The following is a 25,821-nucleotide window of genomic DNA, read 5'->3' as shown; positions in this document are numbered from 1 at the left end:
CACTTTTTTATATTAATTTGCTGCTTTTACTGTTATTGTAAAATTTTAAATCTGAATGATTTATTTTTGCGCTCCCGGATTTTATTTACTCTTTCCGCACTAATTATCGCTTGCGGTCTGTGTTTTATACATTCAATGATATATCCTGTTGCTATGTTTTTAGTATTATTCGTTTTTTATATTTTTATTACACTATTTACAAAAACCGACTGGTCCACATCTTTGAATGCCACAATCATTTCTATTGCAATGAGCCTGGTTTCTTTTACAATTTCCAGTTTTGTTTTCTCTACGCTTGTTTTTTTCATGTATTCATATATTAATATCAATAACCTTGTAGTGATTAAATTATTGAACGGATTTTTACAGTATTTTATAATACATATTCCATTTCAATTTAAACGTCTGAAAAAGGGCATGCCATTTTTATATGAACTTCAATTAAACAATATCGGTACTTGCATCAGCCTGCTCATATTAATATGTTATATTACTGCAAGCATTTCTAATACAACTGAAAATAATTACCTGCCGTTTATCATTCCTCTTTTCCTCATCTTCCCCTGCGCCCTCCTCCTGATTTCATGGTGGCGCGCTATTATAACGAAGAATTACCGCAGAAAGCTCCAGCAATTTGAAATGCAGAAACTAAAAAATGAACTTGTCCAAAAAGAGCAGGAAATTTCCCGACTTTTAGAAAATAATAAAGCGCTGGCACAGATCATCCACCGGGATAACAAACTCATTCCTGCCATGGAACTTGCCGTAAATACATTTCTGCAAAACCAGAATACATTATCCCCTCAGCAGCTTAAAGAACAGGGACTTGCCCTTGCCGCTCATTTACAGACAATGTCACAGGAACGTAAATTCAACTTGACCGAATACCAGACAAACGGACAGCCGCTTGCCTCTACCGGTATCTGTGCTGTTGATGCCGTTCTTCAATTAATGTATCAGCGCGCCTTACAGGAACAGATTGATTATAACCTCCGCATTACCGAAAACATCAAAACGACTGCCCTGCAGTCCCTTTCGGAAGAAGATTTTTCCCATTTGCTGGCAGATTTGATTGAAAATGCATTTATTGCAATGTCCGATGTAGCGGATAAAAAAATTCTTATCAACCTTGGGCGAATGGGAAATCACCTGTCTGTTGAAATTTCCGACAACGGACAGCCGTTTTCACCTGAAATTTTTCAGGACTTCGGATTGAAAGCCCACACAACACACGCCGGAAACGGTGGAAGCGGCATCGGGCTTATGGATATCTGGAAACTCAAGAAAAAATACCGCGCCTCACTGGTTATTACGGAATATGCGCCCGGTACGTATTCCTATACAAAGCAGATTTCACTGATATTTGACGCCAAAAAGCATTATATTATCCAGACTTACCGCAGGCGGGAGCTTGGACAAATCCGCTTCCGTGACGACTTATACATATTTCCGTGCTAATCATCATTTCTGATGTTGCGTTTTCACACTAACACCTTTTATCCGGGCAGTTTTCTTACTCTAAAACGTTCTGCCCGGATTTATGCCCTGTCCTTTATTTTGCTTATTACCCTGCTTATTATCTCACTTATGACCTTGCTTTATTCCCCTGCTGTTACCTTGCCGCCTTTACTAACAGCAGCTTATCCCCGCGTTTGACACGCTCGCTGGCACGGTCTGCAAGAACGTGGTTGCCGTTTTTAATCGAATCAACCGTAGTGTGATATTTCTTTGCAATATCCCAGAGCGTTTCCTCACCAGTTGCGATATACCCGATGATACTTGGGAATTTTAAGAACTCATTTTCCTCATACTCCTCTACTTCACACTCCATGACCGACTCGGTTTCACACGGCGCAAAACAGATTGCATCAAGTCCCACGCTTCCCTTAATCTCCATTTCATTACTGCCCGTCATGGCAGCGCTTAACTGCTCTACTCCTGCATTTACGACATACTCCATATTAGTAATCTCCTCGTCAGACTTTACCTGTATTTTATTGGAAAACGGAACGGCGGCACGGATACTGCCCATTGGTGCCGCATCATTGGCAGTTACATAAAACACATTTGCAATAATCGCACCGTCAACCAGCAGACCGTCTTCTTCAACGGTAATGTCGTCAATCTGCGCCACCCCGGTACAGTTGCAAATCTGCAAAATGTTCGTGTACTCCCCGGTATTCATGCGGTCCGAAGCACGGCAGCGCGAATTGTTACGCACCAACAGCTTATGAAAGACTGATGTCTGCGTGGTGTTGATGACATTTTTAACCGGCGAATAGACATCTGTAAGAATGGTCTTTTCCTTTTCTTCATATACCTTGACGTCCAGCGCCAGCACAAGTTCTACCTGCACCTCTTTATTTTCGCCGTCATAATCCGGCTTTACTTCAACATTGGAATTGACCGGATAGTATTTGACGTAGCTGATCATATCCGGCGTACAGCCTGCGACATCTAATTTCCCGCTGAAATTCTGTGTCGTTTCATACCACTGTGCCATGCTATTTTCTTCTGTGGACGAATACATTACAAATACATTCATTTCCCCCGCAATTTCCATGCCGTCATCGGTCAGCCTTGTCGTGAAGCTGCGTACATCGACATCTTCCCACAGCAGTTCCGCTACCTCCGGCTTTCCCGCAGGAATCAGAAAGCTTTCACGGATACGCAGGTTATCCCGCATTGTCACGGCAAGCTGCGAATACTCCACATCGGTCGTTTTAAGCTGTAATTTGTCCTCGTCCTGCATTTCCAAAAGTCCGCAGCCAATCGGCGTATCGTGAATTTCTTCACATACAACGGTCAGTGAAATGATTGCCTTTACGCTTAATTTTCTGGAGTGAATCATTTTCACCGTAATATCTTCTAATTTTGCCTGACAGGAAACATATGTATTCTCGCAGTCCCCTGATAAGTTCACAACTTCCCCGATATTCATTGTCCCCGTCATTTTAACCGGAAGCACGGATTTTTCACCGCTTTCACTGCCCGCATACAGCACCGCAAAATCCATTCCGCCTGTGACTTCTGCCCGGTCGCCCACCGCTTTGACCGTATCAATATGGACACTGCCACGTTCTTTTACAATGGTTTCAATGTCTGCCTTGCTGTCCGGGACGTTAAAATCATCATCCAGTGTAATCTGCATGGTGTTACTGCATACAATTTTATTTTCATGAATTTCTTCTCTGTCGATTCTCAAATCAAATCTCCCTTCCCAACTATTTTCTATATTTTTATTTTATGTATGCCCGTTCCCTTTTATGCACTTTTTAATTACCGTTAAACAGCTTTTATACAATCCTGCTGCCGCATCAGGCTGATGGCTGTTTTTTCATTACATACAAAACACCACCGACTCCTCCCGCTTTTCAATTTTTAACACAATATACGGCGTGGTTGGCAGTTCCGTTATATCCTCTCCTGCCTCCGGCCCTAATAAATCGACATCTGCATAAACCGCATTTGTTCCCAGATACAGATCATTGACACGGATACTGTAGCCGCTGGTCGGCTGTGTGCCGTAGCCTGCCACGATATACGTTGCATCCTTTGTGGCATAGGTCATGCGCAATGTGTTCGCTTTTTTGGCTTCTATCAGTTTTTTTAATTCCACAGGGATTTCCTCCTCTTTCACTACGGTATATTCCAGCCCCATGACCTTACTGCTGTCCTTTTTTATCATACTGCACCCGCTAAGTGACACCGCCCCAAACACGCCTGTCACAATCAGCACCGATACAAGCAGACACAACCCGCAAGCATAAAACGCATGCCATCTTGCCGGAACATTCCCGGATATTTTACTTTTCTGCTTCATACAATTCCCCATTTCTGAGCGACTTTGTCGCGAAGCAGCGATGAGAAATTCGCGCAGGCGATTTCTCATCTGCTATCAAGGTTGTTTGTTTCCGCTCAGAAACAAACAACCGTATGAAAAATCAGCACATCAGTGTGATTTTTCATACAAAAACTCCGCAATAAGACTTGTTACATCTTATTGCGGAGTTTCCTGCTTTATTCTTTTTATCTGTTAATGTCTATTCAATCACATACCCTTTGCTGCGGATAACGTCAATTACTGCATCAACGTATTTTTCACAGGTTTCGACATTACCTGCTTCTACCATGACACGCACCAGCGGCTCTGTTCCGCTTTCACGGACTAAGATTCTGCCGTCTGTGCCCAGTTCCTTGGCTGCGCGCTCTACCATTGCGCGTACATCGGCATCATTTTGTGCCTGTGTCTTATCGGTTACACGCACATTTTTTAATACCTGCGGATAAATTGCAAGCGGCTCGGCAAGCTGGCTTAACGGCTTTTTCTTTGCCAGCATGACTTCCATCATCTTCAATGCCGTGATAATACCGTCACCGGTTGTCGCATATTTGCTGAAAATGATATGACCGGACTGCTCACCACCCAGACGATAGCCGTTCTTTGACATACATTCATATACATACTTATCACCGACCTTGGTCTTTTCATAGTCGATGCCGACTGCATCAAAAGCCTTGTACAGCCCGAAATTGGACATGACCGTTGTAACGACTTTATTATCGACAAGCTTTCCTCTTTCTTTCATATAACAGCCATAGATATATAAAATATGGTCGCCTGTAATCACATTTCCCTTTTCATCCACACACAGACAACGGTCTGCATCTCCATCAAATGCAAATCCGGCATCTAAGTGTTCCCTAAGTACCAGCTCCTGCAGGCTTTCAATATGCGTAGAACCGCAGTTGTTATTGATATTGGTTCCGTCCGGTTCTGCATGAATCACGTATGTCTTTGCGCCCAGCGCATCAAAAATGCCCTTGGCAAGTGTCCATGCACTTCCGTTTGCGGCATCCAGACCGATACGCGTTCCCTTAAAGGAGTAAATTGCAAGGCTCATCAGATACCCCATGTAGCGGTTTCTGCCTGCCGTATAATCCACGGTACAGCCGATTTTTTCCTTTGTCGCAAAAGGAAGCTCCACCATATCGCCATCTAAATACTTTTCAATCTCATCAATGACATCTTCGCGCATTTTTTCGCCCTTGTCATTAATCAGCTTAATGCCGTTGTCGTAAAATGGGTTGTGGCTTGCGGAAATCATAATACCGCAGTCAAAATCTTCTGTCCGCACCACATATGATACGCTCGGTGTCGTTGTTACATGTAAAAGATAAGCATCTGCACCGGATGCCGTAAGTCCCGCAACCAGTGAATATTCAAACATATAGCTGCTTCTTCTGGTATCTTTTCCGATAACAACCTTTGCTTTTCCATCCTCGTGGTTCTTTCCATAATACCAGCCTAAAAATCTGCCGACTTTATAGGCATGTTCTACTGTAAGATTGACATTGGCTTCCCCGCGGAAACCGTCTGTGCCAAAATATTTACCCATTTTAACTGCACTCCATTCTTTATTTTTAAGGATTTTTTAACTATGCCTGGTATCCGTTTGGATTGTTTTTCTGCCAGTTCCATGAATCGGCACACATCTTCTTTAAATCACGCTCTGCCTTCCAGCCCATTTCCTTATATGCCTTGCTTGCATCGCAGTAGCAGGTTGCAATATCACCTGCACGGCGCGGCTTGATTTCGTAAGGAATATGCACGCCGGAAGCGGCTTCAAAGTTCTTGACAATATCCAGTACGGAATAACCGTGTCCCGTACCGAGGTTGTAAATCTTTAAGCCCGGATTTTCCTGTAATTTTTCAATTGCTTTAACATGTCCGAGGGCAAGGTCTACAACGTGGATATAATCTCTTACGCCTGTTCCGTCCGGTGTATCGTAATCGTTGCCAAAAACACCGAGGCACTTTAACTTGCCGACAGCAACCTGTGTAATATACGGCATCAGATTGTTTGGAATACCGTTCGGATTTTCACCGATTGTTCCGCTCTCATGCGCACCAATCGGGTTGAAATAACGCAGTAAAATGACATTCCATTCCGGGTCTGCCTTCTGGATATCCGTTAAAATCTGCTCTAACATGCCCTTTGTCTGACCGTATGGATTGGTAATCTGTCCCTTCGGGCATTCTTCTGTAATCGGTACAAATGCCGGATCGCCGTATACAGTTGCTGAAGATGAGAAAATGATATTTTTTACGCCGTGATTTCTCATGACATCAAACAACACCAGTGAACCTGAAATGTTATTCATATAATATTCAAGAGGCTTGGCTACTGACTCACCAACTGCCTTTAAACCGGCAAAATGAATGCAGGATTCAATTTTTTCCTGTGCAAAAATCTTTTCCAGTGCTTCTTTATCATTAATGTCTGCTTCGTAAAATGTTACCGGCTTTCCCGTAATCTTTTCTACTCTCTTTAACGCTTCCCTGCTGGAATTGACAAGGTTATCCACAACAACAACCTCATATCCTGCGTTCTGTAATTCTACAACTGTATGGCTTCCGATGTAACCTGCTCCACCTGTTACTAAAATTGACATAAATCCTCCATTCTGCCCATTTCGGCATTCTGATGTAAATTTTTCACCTTCCGGTTTTATTCATAAGGCACTACGTCCTTGTAAATCTCTTTTAAGTCTTCTCCAAAGTAATCTGACTTTTTAAGACTTCCGGACAAAGCTTTTTTAAGAACTTCGGCGTAAACTTTCGTAAAACGTTTCGCCGTATCTCCGTACATATGTCCCTCTCTGTCCCAGAAATCTCCTTCTTCCCTGTCAAAAGCCTCAAAAGTAAGGTAATTAAAATTATAATACTCCACATTTAATTTCTGTGCAAGGTTTCTGATATAAGAATCCGCCTGTGCAAATTTTTCTGCATACTGCGCAACGGTTCTGGGGTCCTGCGTGACCGTCGTAAAAACAATCTGAATATCATTTTTTCTGCACAGCTCTACCATTTTTTCAATATACTGACATTCGCTCTGTGCAACAAGGCTTTCGTCCCAGCCAAGTACCGTTGTCTTTGCTTTAGACGCATTTTTTGACTTATTAATAAAGCCCTTTCCTTCATAGACATCATTTTTATCCATGCTGACAACATCGGACGAATATTCCTTATAGTCATCAGACAGCTTCTTTGCCACCGTCTTATCAATCATGTAATAACACTGCCAGTAATTCGTCCATTTTAAAAATGCCCCGCGGTATTCCTCTTTTGCGATTCTGCTAAAGAAATAGGAAACCTTTAACAGACTGTCGGGATAGCCGTTATACACCTGATGAAACAAAATACTCTCATCGTGGCGGTTAATCAGATACTGGTAATCAATATCCAGCACGACGACCTTAGGACTGCTTATTTTTATGGCATACTGTAACGTGTAATAGGCATCAATCATATACTCACCGCCGATGCACATATTCATGGCACCGGCATCAAGCCCGCTCTCCAGTTCATCGGTTGCAATCCCATAACTGCCGTGCGATGTTCCTAACACCAGACAGTCCGGATTCGTCGTTTCAAGTTCATGAAACATAACCCGTGTCAGTCCCGGCTGTACGAGCATAAAATTCAGCAGATTATTTAAAACCACTACCAAAGCCACAAAGACTGCCGTCAACGTAAAACTTTTCTTTTTTTTCATGATTTTTCCGTTCCTTTTAAATCATTTCTAAAACTGTGCATACATAAATTCCGTTGAACTGCTTACATAGCCAAACGGTGCTGTTGCAAATATCAATATCAGATAAACTGCCCAGCGCACAACAAGCGGACGTTCCGCCACGAAATCGCGCAGCGACATCCCTTTTTCCTTCATCACACTGCTTATAAACAAAATGATTGTCGCCACAATCAGAATCGTCCAGTCTCTTTTTACCAGTCCCAGCTTATAAAGACTTCCGTCTGTTAAAATGCTGATTTTAAAATTGATAAATACGGCGCGCATTGCATAAAAGGCAGTTGTCGCCGTTGCACACGCATCAAAGAGCCAACCGATATTGACTAAAATAAACGTTCTGAATATCTGAAATGTCTTCCAGCCCCGGCTTTCCGTATTCACATGACAGACTGCTGCCCATTTTGCGTAATATGGCTTTAACAGGTTACTTGCCGCAATAATCAGTCCGTTGTACAATCCGTAAATAATATACTTCCATGCCGCACCGTGCCATACGCCGACTACAAAGAAAATCAGCAGATTGGCGGCACAAATCGGCAGAATCTTACCGGTCTTTTTACCAAAAATTTTCTTAGCTTTCTTACCGAATGCCAGCATTTTTTTAGAAATGGAAAATGGATAAAAAATGTAATCCTTCATCCACGTTCCCAGTGTAATATGCCATCTGCGCCAGAATTCCCCGATTGATTTTGAAAAATACGGCTGGCGGAAGTTCTCGTCCAGACGGATTCCAAACAGTTCGGAAACACCAATAACCACATCAATACCGCCGGAAAAATCGCAGTATTCATAAATGGAGAATGTGAGCAGTGCCACAATCACATACATGCCCGAATATGTATTCAAGTCGGCAAATACGGCTTTTGAAAAGACGTATGCGCGGTCTGCTAAAATCAGCTTTTTTGCCAGTCCCCATGCAATCCGCTGTGCGCCGTACTCAATATTTTTCAGATTAAAATCGTGCGGCTCAAACAGCTGCGGTGCAAGGCGGTCATAACGTCCAATCGGTCCCTGTAAAAGCTGCGGCAGATATGCCGTAAACAGCGCCAGCCGGAAAATATTGGTTTCCGGTTCATATTTTTTCTGATAAACATCTATCACGTAACTCATTGTCTGGAATGTATAAAAAGAAATTCCAAGCGGCATCACAATTGAAAGCTTTCCAAGCGGAAATGCCTGATGAAATACCGAAAACAATGAAGTCAGATTCAGTATTGTAAAATTGACATACTTTAAAAAGACAAGAATTCCGAAATTGGAAACCAGCCCGAATATCAGCCATCTGCGCCGCATAAGCTTTTCTTTCTGTGCAGCCATCAGCCTTGTAATACAGTAGCTTGTAATAATCGTAAACAAAATATAGCCCATATAGCGGATTCCGTAAGTGGCATAAAAGCCGAAGCTGACAAAAAGCAGCAGCTCCCACTGGTATTTTTTCGGAATCAGATAATACAGGCACGCCGTCAGCGCCATCGCCATAAAAAATCCTGCTGAAATAAACGACATTTTTTCTTCTCCGTTTTTATTAAATTCCTTTTGCTAAAAAACATTCCCCGCTTTGCTGATTTTAGCACATTTACAGACATTGTACAACGGATTAATGGGAAAAAGCCGCTTGACTATTTAAATTTTCACGTTTAATATGGTAGAGTATCACATACAGCAAAAATGCGGCATAAAATGCCTGCGGAATGGAGATTATATGAAAAAATTATTCGAGCAGATTGTAAAGTTCGGAATTGTCGGTGCAATCGCTTTTGTCATTGACTATGCCGTGCTTTTTGTGCTGGTTCAGTTCTTACATATGGATTCAATCATTGCGGCAACGATTTCCTTTACGGTATCCGTTATTTTTAACTATCTTGCCAGCATGAAATATGTATTTGTAGGCAGAGCCGACCAGTCCAAACAGACCCAGTTTATTATTTTTATCGTATTAAGCGTTATCGGTCTTGGTATCAACGATGGTATCATGTGGATTTTAAACGGTATCTTATCTCCGTTTATCCCGACCTACTATTACCTGGTTTCAAAAATCGTGGCAACGGCGATTGTTATGGTATGGAACTTTGTTTCAAGAAAGATTTTCCTTGAAGAAAAGAATCAGGGAAATGAAAATGCGGCATAAAGGCGCAAAAGCAAATCCGGGACGGGATAAAATTCTCTGTCTTTGTATTGCCGCCCGCATGGATATTAACGAAATCCGCCGCGCATTGGAAATTTCCAATTGTGCAATCCTTTACGCCAGAAACACGCCCCAATATCCGCTCACCCACACTCTCACAGCCATGAACATGACACCACCGAAGTTAAGTAACACGTTGAGGTGGGGTCATGTTCATGGCTACTGTCAAGTAACACGTTGAGGTAGGGGCATGTTCAAGGCTGCCGTTAAGTAACACGGTGAAATGGTGTTATATCCAAGGAAGCTTTTATTCTGCCATCATCTTCTCTGTAGACCATATCTCTACTTCATAATGATTTGCCTTATTGTAACGCTTTCTTAAATTCTTTAACTGCTTTAAGTATTCCATCGTTACTTTACCTGATAACTTGGATTCACCTTCGGTTCTCTGCTGGAACTTGTACGGAATCTCTACAACCTTCTTGTATGTACCCATTGCAAGAACTTCCACCATAATCTTCCATCCAATCGGCTGTAAGTCGGCATTTTCAATAACCTCGCGGCGGAACATGAACAGACCGCTTGTCGGGTCTGAAATCTTTCGCAGGCACGGTAACATAAACTGACCGATTTTACGGGCTGTACCGGATACAAACTTTCTGTACCAGTTGAGTCCGCCGTCATCGCCGCCCGGAATCAGACGGCTCGGAATACAGAAGTCTGCACCGCTTTCCATTGCCTTATACATATATTTTAAAACGATTGGCGGATGCTGTAAATCCGCATCCATGCATGCCATATATTCGCCCTTTGCAAGGGAAAATCCTTTTAATACGGCAGTTGCCAGTCCTGTTTCACCGGTTCTGTGTTCCATGCGTACAGCCGGAAAATCCTTTGCAACTTCCATAATAACCTGTGGTGTATCATCTTTACTGTCGTCTACAAAAACGATTTCATAAGGAATTCCTTTTAATGCATCATCAATCTGTGTTACAAGATTTCTGATATTCTTTCCTTCATTAAATGTTGGTACCACTACTGATAACATAATTTTCTCCTTCAAATCTATCCTGATGTGTTTTTATTTTTCGATGTTTCGACTTGTGTATTATAATACCTTTATTACAATCTGACAAGTTTTTCACATAAATTTCTTATTTTATTGTCCGCCCCAGTATCCGAGTTCGACACCTTTTTCATAAATTCCCTTTGCTTTGGCATAGTAGCCATACGCATTAAAATGTGTCCAGTCTGCCCTGAGCTGTTGTGAAATCTCACCTCTTGTAAAGCCGTCAAGGTCTTCATCGGTTGCTTCCAGTCCGCAGTCACTTAATCCATTCTGAATCATATAGAGCCGCATGTTGATAAAATGATCCCCGTATGCCTTGGATAATGCCTGCTCCCACGGTGTTTCGCCCATGCCGATATAAATTTTATTCATATCCGCGGACAGTTCCGGGTCATCGGTATCACCGACAATAATATAATATTTACAGCCTGTACCTTCCAAAATGGAATCATACTGCGCAATTAATTCATCATAGTCATTATACCAGCCTGCGTTACTGCCGATTTCCAGCACAAGAATGTCATCTTTACGCTCCACCGCCGCCAGTGTATAAACCGGTGTGCCTTCTTTAATATTCACATCTGTGCCGTATAAAATCTGGCTTTCACCGTCATAAGAATTGGTTACATAATATTTTTCGCCGTTAATCACACAGATATTGGTCTGGTCTGACTGAAAATTATAACCGCTGTAATCTTCCATATAAACATTATCCCCGTCATATAAAGACTGCAGCTTAAATTCAGCAATGCCTGTCCCGTCAATGACAATATCACGGTCAACCACCATGGTAAGACCGCCTGCACGGGTCGCAATTTCTTTTGACGTTTCTCCGTTGACACCAAGGTTGTATGTTTTCAGCCCCGTAAACTGCGAAAGCATATCCGGTGCCGTGGCATAGCTGATATTTGTTGTAATACCGTCCAGCGTAATAAACCCCGGTGTAGTCGCGCAGCCGTACATCATACTGTCACCCCAGCAGGAAATACTTCTCTTTACACCATCATACGGTACAGTTTCCGCTGTGATGGTTCTTTTTCTGGTTTCATGTGGTTTCTGATTTTCCGTCTGCATTGACGAACCGCCTGCAATTTCATTATCACTTTCCACAATGTCCCATATATTTTTGGATATCTTTTGTAATCGTGCCGGTGTTGTCTGTACTGTACCGCCATGTACCAGAACCTCTGAAGCAATCAGCAGTACCACAAAAACCGTTACGGAAAAACAGACAACAATTTTCTTTCTTACTTTCACAAATATCCCTCTTTTCTATTTACATTAACCAACAGTCTGAATTATACCACATAAACAGCAGCCATATCTGTGCAAATGCAAAAAATATCAGAATTGCCGTGCGTATTTTCGGACGTACGCCCTTTAAAATCTCATAAACGCCCATATATACGACAAAGCTGCCCACTGTAAAGCGGCAGGTGCTCATTACGTGCGATGTCAGCGGCACTAACAGCGAAATGATTCCAAAGACCGCCATGGAATAGTATCTGCGATAAAGCATATATCCATACACAATAAAAATACCGATGCAGAACCAGCCCATATAGGTATATCGCGGTTCAATCTGTCCGGTGCACGCTTTCCATAAAACGCCCACAACCGGAAAATACGTATCTTCACGCCATGCAATCTGCACGTTTTTATAAGCCCACACATCGCCACAGAAAAAGCGCAGGAAGGTCATATAGCAGAATGCACCGAACGGACACAGCATAACCGCAAAAATGTGTTCCGGCAGTTTTAACATCTGCACGATGAAGCTTTTGATTTTTGCCCATGTGATAAGTTTTCCACCGTCTTGTGTCAAATCCAGATACATTTCCACAATCAGCGCAAATACAAGCAGGCAGCCTACAATTCTTGTCGCACTGGCAAATGCTGCCGCAAGTCCCGCCCACAAGTACTTCTTTTTAGCCGCTGCATAGAAAAACAGCGCAATAAACAGCACAAACATCGCTTCCGTATACACCGAACCAAAGTAAAAGGAATACGGTCCTGCAAACATCAGAAGCGGAATCAAAAGATAGTCTTCACTCCTGCCGCCACGCACCAGACTCATATATTTAACTGCTGTAAATGCAGCGATAAAAATACATACCGTTGATACCGTCATACCGACCCAGTACGTGTCCATTACACCGAAGGTCAGCATTTTCACAAACCGGCAGACCATCACATACATCGGGAAAAATGCCCAGTTTGCCTGTGGGTCCGTATCCAGCGGAAATGTATATCCGTTATCAATCATAAACTGGTACCGCTTGGCATCCCACTGGTTCATTAAAAATGCAATGGAACGGTCCGTTCCCATATACACGTTATAAATCACCATCAGCACCAGCATAAACAGGCGGGACATCAGCAGTATAAAAAACAGTTTTAAAATCAGCCGGAAATTTTCGTTTTCTCTATATATTTTAGCCAGTCTTTCCATATTTACCTCATTTCTAAGCGGTTTTGCCGCAAAGCTGTGATAAGAATTTCGCGCAGGCGGTTTCCCATCTGCCATCAGGGATATTTGTTCTTGCCCAAAATCAAAAATGGGACGCCTATCACGATTGGATGCCGCCCCATTTTATTATAAAATCTGCATAATTTTTAATATAATCTGGTACAGAAACGCCGGAACTGCAGCAATCACCGGTATTAAAAACATTGCAACGACTACTGCATTGAGCAGCTGAAGCCATACAAATACCGCACAATACTGAATCCATGCCGGAACATTGATTTTCTTAAAGTGGTCAATGACAAGGCATACAACCAGTATTAAAAGTGTAGCAAGCGTAATCAGCAGTCCTTCTTTTCTGCCCTGTGGTTCAAATTCCATGGTAATTGTATTTTCACCGGAGTGAATCTTTACCCCTGTAAAAAGTCCTGCGATTTCTTTTGCCTGCACCTGCTGCCCGTTGACGCTGACTTTCCAGTTTTTGCTGTAAACCACCGGTATCAACGCATAATTTTTCGTTGCCGAACCGTCAAGCTTAACAGTCAGTGAATCATTGGTATAAGATACATCGCATTTTGTATTTTCATACGCTCTGCACAACTTCTCCATCTTATCCATATCCAGCTGTGCAAAGCTGACTTCGCTGACTTTTAAATACCAAGGGTCATCGTATTCAATACGGATATCGATACTCTCATTGTCAAAACAGCCCAGATACAGCAGATTGTTGTTATAATCCGTAAAGTACGCTGTATTTTCCACATCACCCAGTGTCGGCACCGGCACTTCTTTGTCATTGACATAGACATGCATGGAGCTGATCAGCCATGATGCATTGGCATCACTGTTGCGGTTATTGATATCCACAATCTTTAAATACACTGCCGCATTGCCGCTTATCTGTGTATTATATTCCAGTACTGTATCACTCTTTTTTACAGAATACGACATACCCTTTACCAGCGGTTCCTTATCTCCCGAAAGTGCCGTATAGAACTTATTATGTAAGTCAACCCAGTCCACGCCCAAGTCTTCTGATGCAAAAGATGACGCTACGGTCATTGCAAACGGAAGCCGGTAATTGGCAGAATATAATTTATATCCTTCCTGCGGTGCTTCTTTACTGTCTATGTCGTAATCTGCATAACTTTTTTCCAGTGTATACAGCGCCGGGTCCAAGTCATTCTGATTGACGGCCTCCGTTACATGAAACAGTGCATTCGTAAAGACGGTTCCGCCGGAATCTAACAGCCACAGAAAATATTTTGAATATCCCCAGTTTTTTGCAAAAGTCTGTGTGTCACTCTCTAATGCCGCCGTAAAGCTTGACAGTGCGCCACGGCGCAGTATCAGCGGATAATTGGCATTCAGGCTGATGTCCGGATTGACAATACGGTCTGTTGCCGATTCTTCAATATCAAGTGCTTCATAGGCTTCATTGGCATACTGCACATAATCACCGACCTGGTACGCTTCATAGGTATAAAACTTCGGCGGACCAATCAGTGCAAATGCCCCTAAGAAAACTTCCACCGCAATCACGGCAAGCACGGATTTGACGTTAAATTCGTCCTTTTCTTCTTTGAGCTTTCTTAAATAAACGATAAACATCGTGATAAAGACTGCCACAAAAAAGATTGTCGCAAGAATCTCGTTATTCTGCGGAATCAGCAGATAACCGGCTGCATATACCAGGCACATTACCGCCGCAATCACAATCTGACGTTTGATATACTTCTTTTCAAGCGGCATATCCGCAAACATTTTCTGTGCATAATACGCGCCCATGCAAAGCAGTGTAAATGCAATCAGGAAACCGTTTCTTAATGTATAGCCGTTGTAAGAGCCGAAGTGCCACATTAAATTGATGCCTTCCACAAACATCGGAAGCAGGGCAATTCCAAGCAGGCACGCCATGACACGGCACATTTTTTTATCTTCTTTATATTTCTTTAACCCGATAAGAATCACGGCAAGCACAAAGCTTAATCCGTACAGCATCATATAACGCTGGAATGCCGCCATAGAGCCGTCTGTGACAATCGCACCCTTAATCCAGCCAAGGTACTGCGATACAATACTGCCGCCCGCATTTCCTCTCTGTGAGCCGGATAACTGCATAAATACCGGAATTAATACAAAGCAGGACAGTCCCATGCCTGCCGCCGTACCAATGCCTAAATTCCATGCGTGCTTTTTCCATGCTTTGCGCTCACACAGCAGTAAAATATAGACACCGCTGACTAAAAATACGTAAATGAGCGCCATTGCGCTTAAATAGTAATTAATGATAAAGCTTAATGCCACCATAAAGATGTAAAACAGCTTCTTTCCCGTTGTCAGCAGTCTGTCCAGCGCCAGCATCAGCAGCGGGAACAGTGCAACAATGTCCATCCACGGTGTAAAGCAGGAGCCGTATAAAATGACGTATCCACACAGCGAATACATCACGGCAAACGCTGTCTTTACCGGATAGAGCAGCTTCGGGAATTTGTGATTGAGCAATGCATACATTGCAACGGACATAAATACCATTTTTACTGCCGTCAGTATGGAAATGCTCTCTAAAATGAGATTTCTCGGGACTAAATATAACAGCAGATTAAAAGGACTTAACATTGAAAAGGCTGAAATACTCATGGACACATTCGTTCCAAGTCCCGTATACCAGTCAAACCACAGCGATGCCTTTCCGTGCATGAAATCCCACAGATGTGCATACAGCGGCGCGACCTGCTGCATATTGTCAAAATAATCAATCCGGTTTCCGCCAAACGGCCAGATTCCTTTTAAAATCAGCGTAATTAATACAACTGCCAGGGTAATCGCCCCCGGGATACTGTATGGCTTTAATTTCTTTGCCAAAACGTTCACTTTCTCTTTCATATAACTCCTTTATTTTAAAGAATGGCACTGCTCCACAGACAGAATGTCACATTATCTGCCACAAAATGAATCGTGTCACATTCCTTTTCCTCAAGTTTTCCGATTTCAAATGTAAATGTTCCTGTACCCTGTATTTCTCCAATTTTTCTGTCGTTGCAGTAAACTTCGACCCTGCCGTTTCCCGCAAACTCCGTGACTTCACACTGATAGGAGGCATTCTCTGCCGTGCGGTTTAACACGTAGTAAAGATATGCGTCCTTTCCGCTGTTTGTACTGCCCTCGTACTGGTCTTCCTTCCAGCCTTTTCCCTTGCGGCGGCATACATTGATACTGCGCTCATTTCCGTCTTTATCTTTGAGTGTCGTACAATATTCTGTCGTTCCCGGTTCATAGGACAGTTTTCCGTAGCCCGGCCAGTCAGAAAGCTCATGGGTCAGATAATACATTCTGTATTCCAGTCCTACGTCCGGATTTTTACCCCACCACAATACCAGCAGGTAAAAACAGGCAAGTATTACTGCCCCTGCATAAAATGCTGCTTTTACGCTCTTTTTTTTCATCATTTTTAACACCTGTGTGCTTTTGCTTTTATAGTTTTCATTTTAAACATGCGTAACGATACAGGTTCCTGTTCCCTTTATTACAACCGAACGCTTGCCAGCGCTGATAAAGAAGCTTTCGCCTGCCTTGTACGGCATCGTCTTATTGCCGTCATCCGTTTCAATGGTTCCCTCACCGGAAATAAATAAAACAGACAGGAAAGATGTTTCATCCATGCCGATTTTGACTTCTGAATAAATGTCATATTTCAGGCATTCAAAATACTTGCACTGTACCAGACGTTCCAGTGTATAGGCATCGTTTTTCTCCAGAATCACTTCGCAGTTTTCATCCTTGACATATGCCTTGGTATCGACAACGTCCAGTGCCTTTGCAACGTGCAGTTCACGCGGATTGCCGAACTTATCCCTTCTGTCGTAATCGTACATGCGGTATGTACTGTTGGAATTCTGCTGGATTTCACAGATTAAAATGCCCGCACCAATCGCATGGATTGTTCCTGCTTTTACCATAACGACATCGCCCGGCTTTACATCTATGCGGTTTAACACCTCTGTAATCGTATTGTTCGCAATACGTTCTTCAATCTCCTCTTTGGATACGTCCTTTGAAAGTCCGCAGTAAAGGTATGCACCCGGCTCACAGTCAATGACATACCACATCTCGTTCTTTCCGTATTCGCCTTCATTTTCCAGTGCATATTCATCATCAGGATGAATCTGGATTGATAATGCCTGCTTTGCATCAATAAATTTAATCAGTACCGGAAAACGATCCTGTGCCTGACACTTCCAGCCAAGCGCCTCTTTTCCGATAATGGACAGATAGTCATTAAAGAGCATGCCCTTATATCTGCCGTCTGCAATCCGGCTCTGTCCGTCCGGGTGTGCGGAAAGCTCCCAGCTTTCGCCGATAACGTCATAATCACACTTTTTACCGAATACCGTGCGAAGCTTTGTGCCGCCCCACAGATTATCCTTAAACGCCGGATCTAACTTGACAACCGGCTCGTTAGCAGCTTTGACATAATTGTCCTCTGCCGTTCCGTCACTTTCCTGACTGTATATCTTTACCATATCGCTTTCGGATAAGATTTCACCGATACCGACTTCGATAATGACTACATTTTTATCGGTTTTATTGGCAACCTTATGCTTCATGCCAATCGGGACAAAAACGCTTTCATACTTATGGTAATCTTTTGTTTCCGTTCCTAATGTAATCGTTGCCGTTCCTTCTACAACAGACCAATGCTCACTGCGCATTTCATGCTGATGCAGATTCATGCTCATGCCCGGAAATACCGTTACCTTTTTGACCTTGTAACCGTCTGAGGCATTAAGCAGTTCATGGATTCCCCATTCTCTGTAAGAAATCCGGTTATAATCAAAGTAATTTTCATACTTTTCTTTATTCTCGGAAATGATATTTTTAATGTCATCAACGCGTTCCTTGGAAGATACGTAAACGGCATCTTCGGTATTTACAACAACAACATCCTGAATATCATTTGTCACCACAAGCTGTCTGTCTGCACTGTTAATAACCATTACATCTTCACAGTGGTTTTTTAAGACATTTTCGCTGTGGGATACACTTGAATTTTCATCTAAGTCGCAGACATTCCCGACATCTTTCCAGCGGAATGCCGTTTCCACGACCTTCATATCCTTTAACTTTTCAAAAATCAGGCGCTCAATACTGCCTTGTGGAATGTCTTTCATGACCTTCTGCGAAAAACGCACGGTACGGCGGATTGCTGCAACCTTCCGCTTTGCCATCCGGCAGGTATCATAGAGTTCCGGACAAATTGCCCTCGCCGCATTGATTAAATCCCCTGCACGGTATAAAAACATACCGCTGTTCCATAAAAATCCATCGTCATAGCCAAAGCTCTCATCATCGTCCAGACGGATTTTTTCAATAAATTTAAGGACATTTTCCTCATCTCTTAACAGATATCCGAAATTGGAATTTTTCTTTGCCGGCTTTACACCAAGTGCAACAATACTGCCCTGTTTTGCAAGCTCCTTTGCCCGAATAATTGCATCCTTATATTCCTGCCCCTCAATCAGGTTGTCAGCCGTCACAACAAACACCAGTTCGGACTGGTTGCAGAACTGGCTGCCAAGCATAATTGCCGCAGCGGTTCCCTTTGGACTGCCTTCAAGTACAACACGATACTTGAGGCTCTGGAATGCTTTCATCTGACCGTTTACAATATTGCGGTAGCTTTCCTTTGTCACAATAATAAATTCATCGCAAAACGGCATATTTCTGACAACCGTTTCCTGCAATAAAGATCGTCCCTCTTTAATATTCATAAACTGCTTCGGATAATTTTTTCTTGAGAGCGGCCAAAGGCTGTCACCACTGCCTCCGGCAAGTATTACACACTTCATACAATCTCCAATCTGCTCAAAGCGTTATTCCTGTTCCGGCTCCTCCGGTTTGAAATTGAGTCGTTCTTCTTCCACTACCAGCGGTCTGTTCATCAGACGCTTGTTCATGCTTAAAATATATTCCCCAAGCAGTCCGATAAAGAACAGCTGGAGTGAACTGGTCAGGCTGACTAAAATAATCAGTGGAACCATACCTGCCTGGAATCTGTTCCAGTATATTAATTTCAGAATAAAATAAATAATTGCCACAATGACACTGAGTCCTGCGCAGGCAGCGCCTAAAAAGGTTGCAATACGCAGCCCGATTTTCGTATAAGACGTAAAGCTTAGCATTGCCGCATCATACAACGTATAAAAATTGTTATGGGTCTTGCCGGCACGTCTTTGTGCCTGTGTATATTCAATCTCCGTGCGCTTAAAGCCCAGCTCGCCGACAATGCCACGGATAAACGGAATCGGGTCCTTTAAATCGCGCAGAACCTGTACAAAGCTTTTATCATACAGTCCAAAGCCCGTAAAATGCTCAATCTGGTCTACAGAAGACATTTTCTTAATCATCTTGTAGTAGCAGGAACGCAGGAAATACATCACCGGATTTTCCTTACTGCTGGTCTTTACTGCACAGACAATTTTATATCCTTTTTCCCACTCTGCAACAAGCCGCGGAATAACATCAATCGGGTCCTGGAAATCCGCACAGACCGGAATCGTACAGTCACCCTCGGTCTGTAAAATGCCGTAATACGGTGAATTAAACTGACCGAAATTCTTTGCATTAAAAATCGCTTTGATTTTTTTGTTATTCTCACAGAGTGCTCTTAACTTCACCCTTGTTGTATCTCTTGAATCGTTATCAATAAACAAAATTTCATAATCATACTGCGGGAGGTCTTTTTCAAACATCGCAATCAATGCCTCGCTTAACGGAACCACATTTTCTTCCTCGTTATAGCATGGCACCATAATACTAATCTTTTTCATCGCTTCTATTCCTTTATACGTAATTCTTCCTGCACCAGTCTACGGTTTTTTCAATTCCCTCCGCAAACGTTACACGCGGCGCAAAGCCTGTGTCTTTTTCCAGATCGGAAATATCTGCGCACAGATACATCACCTGCTTTTCCTGATAAGGAATTTCTCCAAATCCAATCTCTGCCCCCGGTGCTGCCGCATCACGGATTGCTTCGATGTATTCCCGAAGCGGTCTTGCCGTTCCACCGCCGATACAGTAAGTCTTACCGGACACGCCTTTTTCTCCGAGAAGATACATGGCATATCCTGCATCCGCGCTGTAAAGGTAATCCCACATCTGTTCTCCTGCGGTACACTGCGGCCGCCCGCCTTTCAGGAGACTGACAATCGTACTCATAACCATTGTCTTTGCTCCATCAAACGGTCCGTAAATGCTGAGGATCCTTGTCCAGATATGGCGGATTCCCTTCTGTTCACAAAGGATTTTTGTCATCTGACCTGTACAGAGCTTTGCAATCCCGTAGCCGTTTTCGGGAAATGCCGGTGTAGACGCATTTAAGCTGCCTTCCACCCGTCCGTATTCTGCCTGTGAGCCGGCGCCGACAAATGTCGTACAGCCCAGTGCAGCGGCAGCTTCTACGGCATCTAACGCATAACGGACATTTTCAAGCTGTCCGTAAGCGTTGTTACGGCTGTTGCCAAACGTCCCGTCCCAGCCAAAGTGGTAAAATACGTCTGCGTGTTCTATCTTTTCATGCAATGTTTTTAACTCTTTTAAATCACACGGCACAATGTGTACCAGCGGTGACTTTGGAATATTGTCTGTTCTTCTGGAATCCGGTCTTACAACTGCTTCCACTTCAATTCCGTGGCTTATCAGTTCTGCAATCAGTGCTGTTCCGATTGCACCGGTCGGTCCCGTAATAACTGCTCGTTTCAATTTCTTCTCCCCTATGAAATCGGCTTTATAATCATATTACTGTAAAATTCATCCCTGTCAAGGAACGGTGCTAAGTCTTCCAGCGGCGGCGATACGAGTGTACCGTCTTCTAACCGCTTTGTCGCTGACTTCGGTTCAAATTTCTGTTCGGTAGACACCATAATCTCACAGATTGCCGGTCCTTTAACTGCCAGCACCTTTGAAATGGTTTCATCAAGCTGTGCATTGGTTTCACATCTAAAGAACGGATAACCGTAAGCCGGCGCTAATTTGCCCATATCCGGGAAGCTTAAATCGCCGCTTTCCGGTCCGATACCGACAAAATGCTTCTCAAACAGATTCGTCTGTGTCTGACGGATTGAATGATACCCCTGATTATTGATTACAAATATCTTTATCGGCATCTGATGATGGATAATCGTCTGTAATTCCTGAATATTCATCTGGATGCTGCCGTCCCCTGTGACTAAAATCACATCTTTAATGTCGTCATGCTTTAACGCTTCTCTGTTTAATGCAAGATTGCCGTGTTCTGCGACTACCGCACCGATTGCTGCCGGAAGGTCATATCCCATGGAAGCAATCGCAGAGTTGATAATAAAGCGCTGTCCTTTTTTAATGACATAAGCGTGGCTTCCGACTACACATGCTGAGCCGTTGCCGACAACCGTCACCTGTCCTTCTGACAGACGGCTGCTTAATTCTTTAATAAACGCATACACATTGGTATGCTTCGTGTCTTCATAATGTTTTTTCTGTACAACCGGATACTTTGCCTTCCATTCCTGACATCTTTCTACCCAGCTGCTCTCTTTAAATAACGGTGTATTTCCGGCTGCCTGTTCTGCCTCAAGGCGTGAAACCATTTTTGCAAGCAGTTCCTTTGCATCGCCCCATACCGGTAAATCCACATGCAGGGTCGGCTTCTTTAACTCAGCTTCATCCACATCATTGACAATGACATAGGCTTCTCTTGCCCATGTCTTCCAGTTATAGCCCACCTGACGGATACTTAAACGGTTGCCGCACGCAAAGACTAAGTCCGCGTTCTGTACGGCAAAGTTACCGGCGCGGTCGCCCATAATGCCGCCGCGTCCCACATACAGCGGGTGTTCGTCTTCAATGGCATCAATGCTGTCCCAGCCCGTCGCTACCGGAATGCCAAGCAGTTCCACAACTTTGCGGAAATCTTCATATCCACCGGAAATGCGGATACCGTTTCCCGCATAAAATACCGGACGCTTTGCACTGCGGATTTTATCGAGAATAAGGTCAACCGTTTCATCGGGAATTGCCGGTGCCTGCTCCGCTTCATATTCTGCCGGGTCAAACCCTTCCAGTTCTTCCGTTTCGATATAGCTTCCCTGAAAATTCACCGGAATATCAATCCAGCACGGACCCGGTCTGCCAGTCGTTGCAATATAATATGCCTTTTCAAGACAGTAACGGATACGCTTCGGATCTGTCACCATTTCGGCATATTTTGTCATCGCTGCCGCTGACTTTGTAATATCAAATTCCTGGTCGCCCATGGCGCGGAGCGCAAGTCCCGTACTTCTGGCTGTCGTATCAAAACGCACCTGACCGGAAATAACAAGCATCGGAATCGAATCCAGAAAGCCTCCGACAACACCGGTCATTGCATTTGTACCGCCCGGTCCCGTTGTAACACAAAGTGCTGCAATCTTATTATGAATTCTTGCATAGCTTTCTGCCGCAATTGCACATGCCTGTTCATGATGATTGTATACACAGGTCAGTCCTTCCTGATGTCCCAGACTGTCATTTAAGTGCATTGCACCACCGCCTGTAACGGTAAAGGCATGGGTAATGCCGTGATCTACAAGAAACTGTGAAACATATGACGATAATTTTACTTTCATACTTACTCCTTTTGGCGGTATGCCCAGAATTTATTCATTACAAAATTCACCGGTATCGTGACAAACATATTCAGCACCGGTCCCAGATATCCTGAAAGCTCCCTGTCCGTCAGCACAATGCCGATTTCCGTAAGCCCATTGGCAATTCCTGTACAGAATCTTGAAATGTCAATGACGTCCACCCACAGCCACAGCAAAAGGTTGTTGAGCAGCAGCCCGGTAAATGCGTATGCTGCATACGTCTTTAAAAGAACCTTCCACCAGACTCTCTTTTGTGCATTTTTATCTTCTTTAAATACAAATACATTCTGCCAGATGTAAGCGTGCAGAACGCTTAACAGCCAGCTTAACACATTTGCAAGAAAATAATTATCTGTCAGTGCAAACGCTACGGCGTAAATAACATAGGATACAATCGTATTGGATATGCCGACCAGCCCAAAACGGATGATCTGGTTTATCAGTGCCTTGTTTTTTTCACTCATTGTTTACTGGTTTACAGCCTCCGTAATGGTCTTTGCCATATAGTCAATCATTTCGTCTGTCATGCCCGGATATACACCTACCCAGAACGTATCGTTCATAATACGGTCTGTGTTGTCTAATCCGCCGACTACACGGAAACCTTCTCCTGTTGCACGCATTTCGTCAAAGCATGGGTGCTTGATTAAGTTGCCCGCAAACAGATTTCTTGTCTGTACACCGTGGTTTTCAATGTATTCAACAACTTTCTTTCTGTCAATGCCTTCTTTTACCGTAATTAAGAAACCAAACCAGCTTGGACGTGAACCTTCACACGGTACCGGTAAAATTACCTTATCCTGAATACCTTCGAGTGCCGCTCTTAAACGGTCAAAGTTATGTCTTCTTCTTTCTACGAAAGAAGGGAATTTTTCAAGCTGTGCACAGCCGACTGCTGCCTGCATATCGGTTGCCTTTAAGTTATATCCGAAATGAGAATATACATACTTGTGGTCATATCCTAACGGAAGTTCACCGTACTGCTTGTCAAAACGGTGTCCGCACAGGTTGTCCCTGCCGGACGGGCAGACACAGTCACGTCCCCAGTCACGGAAAGAACGGATACACTTATTTAACAGTGGGTTGTTTGTATAAACAGCACCGCCTTCGCCCATTGTCATGTGGTGTGGCGGATAAAAGCTGGATGTTCCGATGTCACCGACTGTACCTGTGAACTTTTCTTCACCCTTATAGTTATACTTAGAACCGAGTGCATCACAGTTATCTTCAACAAGCCATAAGTTGTGCTTATCGCAGAAATCCTTTACGGCAGTTAAATCAAACGGATTACCGAGTGTATGTGCAATCATGACAGCCTTTGTCTTTTCGCTGTATGCTTCTTCTAACTTTGTAACATCAATATTGTACTGAGGAATCGTTACATCCACAAATACCGGTACTGCACCGTACTGGATTGCCGGTGTTACGGTTGTCGGGAAACCTGCTGCAACCGTGATAACCTCGTCCCCTCTTTTAATTCTTCTGTCACCTAACAGCGGAGAAGTCAGTGCCATAAATGCGTTTAAGTTGGCAGATGAACCGGAGTTTACAACCGATACATACTTTACATTTAAGTATTCACCGAATTTCTTTTCAAATTCATCTGTGTAGTGACCTGCTGTCAGCCAGAATTCCAGTGCGGAATTCACAAGATTCTTCATTTCTGCACTGTCATAAACACGGCTTGCGTAGGAAATTCTGTCACCTTCGTGATATTCTTTTTTGGCATGATATTTTTTACAGTATTCATCTACAAAGGATAAAATCTCTTCTCTTGCTTCTAATTCATTCTTATTTTCAAACATTCTATAATTCCTTTCTGTTGTTCATCGGATTTGTCTTTATTTATCAAAAAATTCCGCAATCTGTGCGTCCATACATGCAGGAATATCTCCGCCTGCCGCATAGACCTTAGACCACGCCACGCTCTTTTCAATTGCTGTATCAAAATTCCATACCGGCTTCCAGCCAAAGGTTGTCTTTAACTTTGAGCAGTCCAGCTTTAAGAAGTTCGCCTCATGAGGACCGCCGTCATACTTGTTGACCCACTTTAAACCTTCGCCCCATTTTGCACAGAATGTATCCACAAGATTGCCTGTAGTAATGCAGTCACTCTCATCCGGTCCTACATTATAAAATCCCGCATAAGACTTGTCTTCGTACTGCTTCATCGCAATTAAAAGATATGCTGCCAGTGGTTCTAAGACATGCTGGTACGGTCTTGTGGAATGTGGATTTCTTACAATAATATCTTCTTTCTTTAATGCCGCACGGACACAATCCGGTACGATTCTGTCATTGGCAAAATCGCCGCCACCGATAACATTTCCGGCTCTTGCGGTCGATACGGCTACCGGCATATCATTAAAGAAGGAGTTGATATAGCTGTGTGTAACCAGCTCTGAGCAGGACTTACTGTTAGAATACGGGTCATATCCGTCCAGCGGTTCATTTTCACGATAACCCCATGCCCATTCCTTATTTTCGTAAACCTTGTCCGTTGTGACATTTAAAAAAGACTTTACACACGGATTGATACGTACACATTCACAGATATTGACCGTTCCCATAACATTGGTTTCATAGGTATATACCGGGTCTTTATAGGAATCGCGCACAATCGGCTGTGCCGCAAGGTGCAGTACGATTTCCGGCTGGGTCTTTTCAAAGACTTCTTTTAAATGTGCTAAATCACGGATATCTCCAATGACAGATTCCATTTTATCTTCGACATCTGCCATTGAAAAAAGATTCGGCTCGGTCGGCGGTGTCAGGGAATAGCCTGTCACCTGTGCGCCTGCGCCTACAAGGATTCTGCAAAGCCAGCTTCCTTTAAATCCTGTGTGTCCTGTAATCAGGACTTTTTTGCCTTTATAAAAACTCAAATCCATTGTCGTTCT

General features: G+C 43.4%; 20 protein-coding genes. 2 read left to right on the top strand and 18 right to left on the bottom strand.

What is annotated here, in order from left to right:
* The first annotated feature begins 639 nt into the window (after window positions 1–639).
* Window positions 640–1,458, top strand: coding sequence for an ATP-binding protein (locus tag LI288_RS07000; protein ID WP_227089918.1), 819 nt, complete (start codon window positions 640–642; stop codon window positions 1,456–1,458).
* A 154-nt stretch (window positions 1,459–1,612) separates the two neighbouring features.
* Here the strand turns inward: LI288_RS07000 and LI288_RS06995 are convergent, their stop codons facing one another.
* The 6 genes from LI288_RS06995 to LI288_RS06970 all read right to left on the bottom strand — a co-directional run bounded on the left by LI288_RS06995 (window position 1,613) and on the right by LI288_RS06970 (window position 9,101).
* The gene (locus LI288_RS06995; protein ID WP_022431748.1) at window positions 1,613–3,205 is read right to left on the bottom strand and encodes a DUF3794 and LysM peptidoglycan-binding domain-containing protein; all 1,593 of its coding nucleotides are present in this window, start codon (window positions 3,203–3,205) and stop codon (window positions 1,613–1,615) included.
* A gap of 135 nt (window positions 3,206–3,340) precedes the next feature.
* Entirely contained in the window at window positions 3,341–3,823 is a 483-nt protein-coding gene (locus LI288_RS06990) for a protease complex subunit PrcB family protein (RefSeq protein ID WP_227089917.1), read from the bottom strand.
* Between the two features lie 220 nt (window positions 3,824–4,043).
* Entirely contained in the window at window positions 4,044–5,399 is a 1,356-nt protein-coding gene (gene glmM / locus LI288_RS06985) for a phosphoglucosamine mutase (RefSeq protein ID WP_227089916.1), read from the bottom strand.
* A gap of 40 nt (window positions 5,400–5,439) precedes the next feature.
* Window positions 5,440–6,456: a UDP-glucose 4-epimerase GalE gene (gene galE / locus LI288_RS06980; RefSeq protein ID WP_022431745.1), complete on the bottom strand. Its 1,017-nt coding sequence runs from the start codon at window positions 6,454–6,456 to the stop codon at window positions 5,440–5,442.
* 56 nt (window positions 6,457–6,512) lie between these two features.
* Complete coding sequence (locus tag LI288_RS06975) at window positions 6,513–7,559, bottom strand: hypothetical protein (RefSeq protein WP_227089915.1); 1,047 nt, start codon at window positions 7,557–7,559, stop codon at window positions 6,513–6,515.
* Window positions 7,560–7,586: 27 nt separating this feature from the next.
* The gene (locus tag LI288_RS06970; protein ID WP_022431743.1) at window positions 7,587–9,101 is read right to left on the bottom strand and encodes an MBOAT family O-acyltransferase; all 1,515 of its coding nucleotides are present in this window, start codon (window positions 9,099–9,101) and stop codon (window positions 7,587–7,589) included.
* 196 nt (window positions 9,102–9,297) lie between these two features.
* Between LI288_RS06970 and LI288_RS06965 the strand changes: the two genes are divergently transcribed.
* Window positions 9,298–9,723, top strand: a complete 426-nt coding sequence (locus tag LI288_RS06965; protein ID WP_022431742.1) for a GtrA family protein — start codon at window positions 9,298–9,300, stop codon at window positions 9,721–9,723.
* Window positions 9,724–10,027: 304 nt separating this feature from the next.
* Here LI288_RS06965 and LI288_RS06960 read toward each other — a convergent pair whose 3' ends face one another.
* The 12 genes from LI288_RS06960 to rfbG form a co-directional block, all read right to left on the bottom strand.
* Window positions 10,028–10,768, bottom strand: coding sequence for a polyprenol monophosphomannose synthase (locus LI288_RS06960; protein WP_022431741.1), 741 nt, complete (start codon window positions 10,766–10,768; stop codon window positions 10,028–10,030).
* 111 nt (window positions 10,769–10,879) lie between these two features.
* The gene (locus LI288_RS06955; RefSeq protein WP_227089914.1) at window positions 10,880–12,046 is read right to left on the bottom strand and encodes a hypothetical protein; all 1,167 of its coding nucleotides are present in this window, start codon (window positions 12,044–12,046) and stop codon (window positions 10,880–10,882) included.
* A 19-nt stretch (window positions 12,047–12,065) separates the two neighbouring features.
* Window positions 12,066–13,241 (bottom strand): hypothetical protein, encoded by a 1,176-nt coding sequence (locus LI288_RS06950; protein WP_227089913.1) that lies wholly within the window; start codon window positions 13,239–13,241, stop codon window positions 12,066–12,068.
* A 144-nt stretch (window positions 13,242–13,385) separates the two neighbouring features.
* Window positions 13,386–16,142, bottom strand: coding sequence for a YfhO family protein (locus LI288_RS06945; RefSeq protein WP_227089912.1), 2,757 nt, complete (start codon window positions 16,140–16,142; stop codon window positions 13,386–13,388).
* Window positions 16,143–16,156: 14 nt separating this feature from the next.
* Window positions 16,157–16,705: a hypothetical protein gene (locus tag LI288_RS06940; protein WP_022431737.1), complete on the bottom strand. Its 549-nt coding sequence runs from the start codon at window positions 16,703–16,705 to the stop codon at window positions 16,157–16,159.
* Between the two features lie 39 nt (window positions 16,706–16,744).
* Window positions 16,745–19,105 carry a type I phosphomannose isomerase catalytic subunit gene (locus LI288_RS06935; RefSeq protein WP_227089911.1) on the bottom strand — a complete coding sequence of 787 codons (2,361 nt, stop codon included), beginning with the start codon at window positions 19,103–19,105 and terminating at the stop codon, window positions 16,745–16,747.
* 24 nt (window positions 19,106–19,129) lie between these two features.
* Window positions 19,130–20,086, bottom strand: coding sequence for a glycosyltransferase family 2 protein (locus LI288_RS06930; RefSeq protein WP_227089910.1), 957 nt, complete (start codon window positions 20,084–20,086; stop codon window positions 19,130–19,132).
* 13 nt (window positions 20,087–20,099) lie between these two features.
* Complete coding sequence (locus LI288_RS06925) at window positions 20,100–21,017, bottom strand: NAD-dependent epimerase/dehydratase family protein (protein WP_227089909.1); 918 nt, start codon at window positions 21,015–21,017, stop codon at window positions 20,100–20,102.
* Window positions 21,018–21,028: 11 nt separating this feature from the next.
* Window positions 21,029–22,900 (bottom strand): thiamine pyrophosphate-binding protein, encoded by a 1,872-nt coding sequence (locus LI288_RS06920; RefSeq protein WP_227089908.1) that lies wholly within the window; start codon window positions 22,898–22,900, stop codon window positions 21,029–21,031.
* A 2-nt stretch (window positions 22,901–22,902) separates the two neighbouring features.
* On the bottom strand, window positions 22,903–23,385 hold the full coding sequence (locus LI288_RS06915) for a GtrA family protein (protein WP_227089907.1): 483 nt from the start codon (window positions 23,383–23,385) through the stop codon (window positions 22,903–22,905).
* 3 nt (window positions 23,386–23,388) lie between these two features.
* Window positions 23,389–24,726, bottom strand: coding sequence for a lipopolysaccharide biosynthesis protein RfbH (gene rfbH, locus LI288_RS06910; protein ID WP_022431731.1), 1,338 nt, complete (start codon window positions 24,724–24,726; stop codon window positions 23,389–23,391).
* A gap of 36 nt (window positions 24,727–24,762) precedes the next feature.
* Complete coding sequence (rfbG, locus tag LI288_RS06905; protein ID WP_022431730.1) at window positions 24,763–25,812, bottom strand: CDP-glucose 4,6-dehydratase; 1,050 nt, start codon at window positions 25,810–25,812, stop codon at window positions 24,763–24,765.
* Between the last annotated feature and the right edge of the window lie 9 nt (window positions 25,813–25,821).

The sequence above is a fragment of the Lachnospira pectinoschiza genome, assembly GCF_020564355.1.
Taxonomy (GTDB): domain Bacteria; phylum Bacillota; class Clostridia; order Lachnospirales; family Lachnospiraceae; genus Lachnospira; species Lachnospira intestinalis.
The sequence above is the reverse complement of the archived record's forward strand: the minus strand, read 5'-3'. Positions and strand labels throughout refer to the sequence as shown.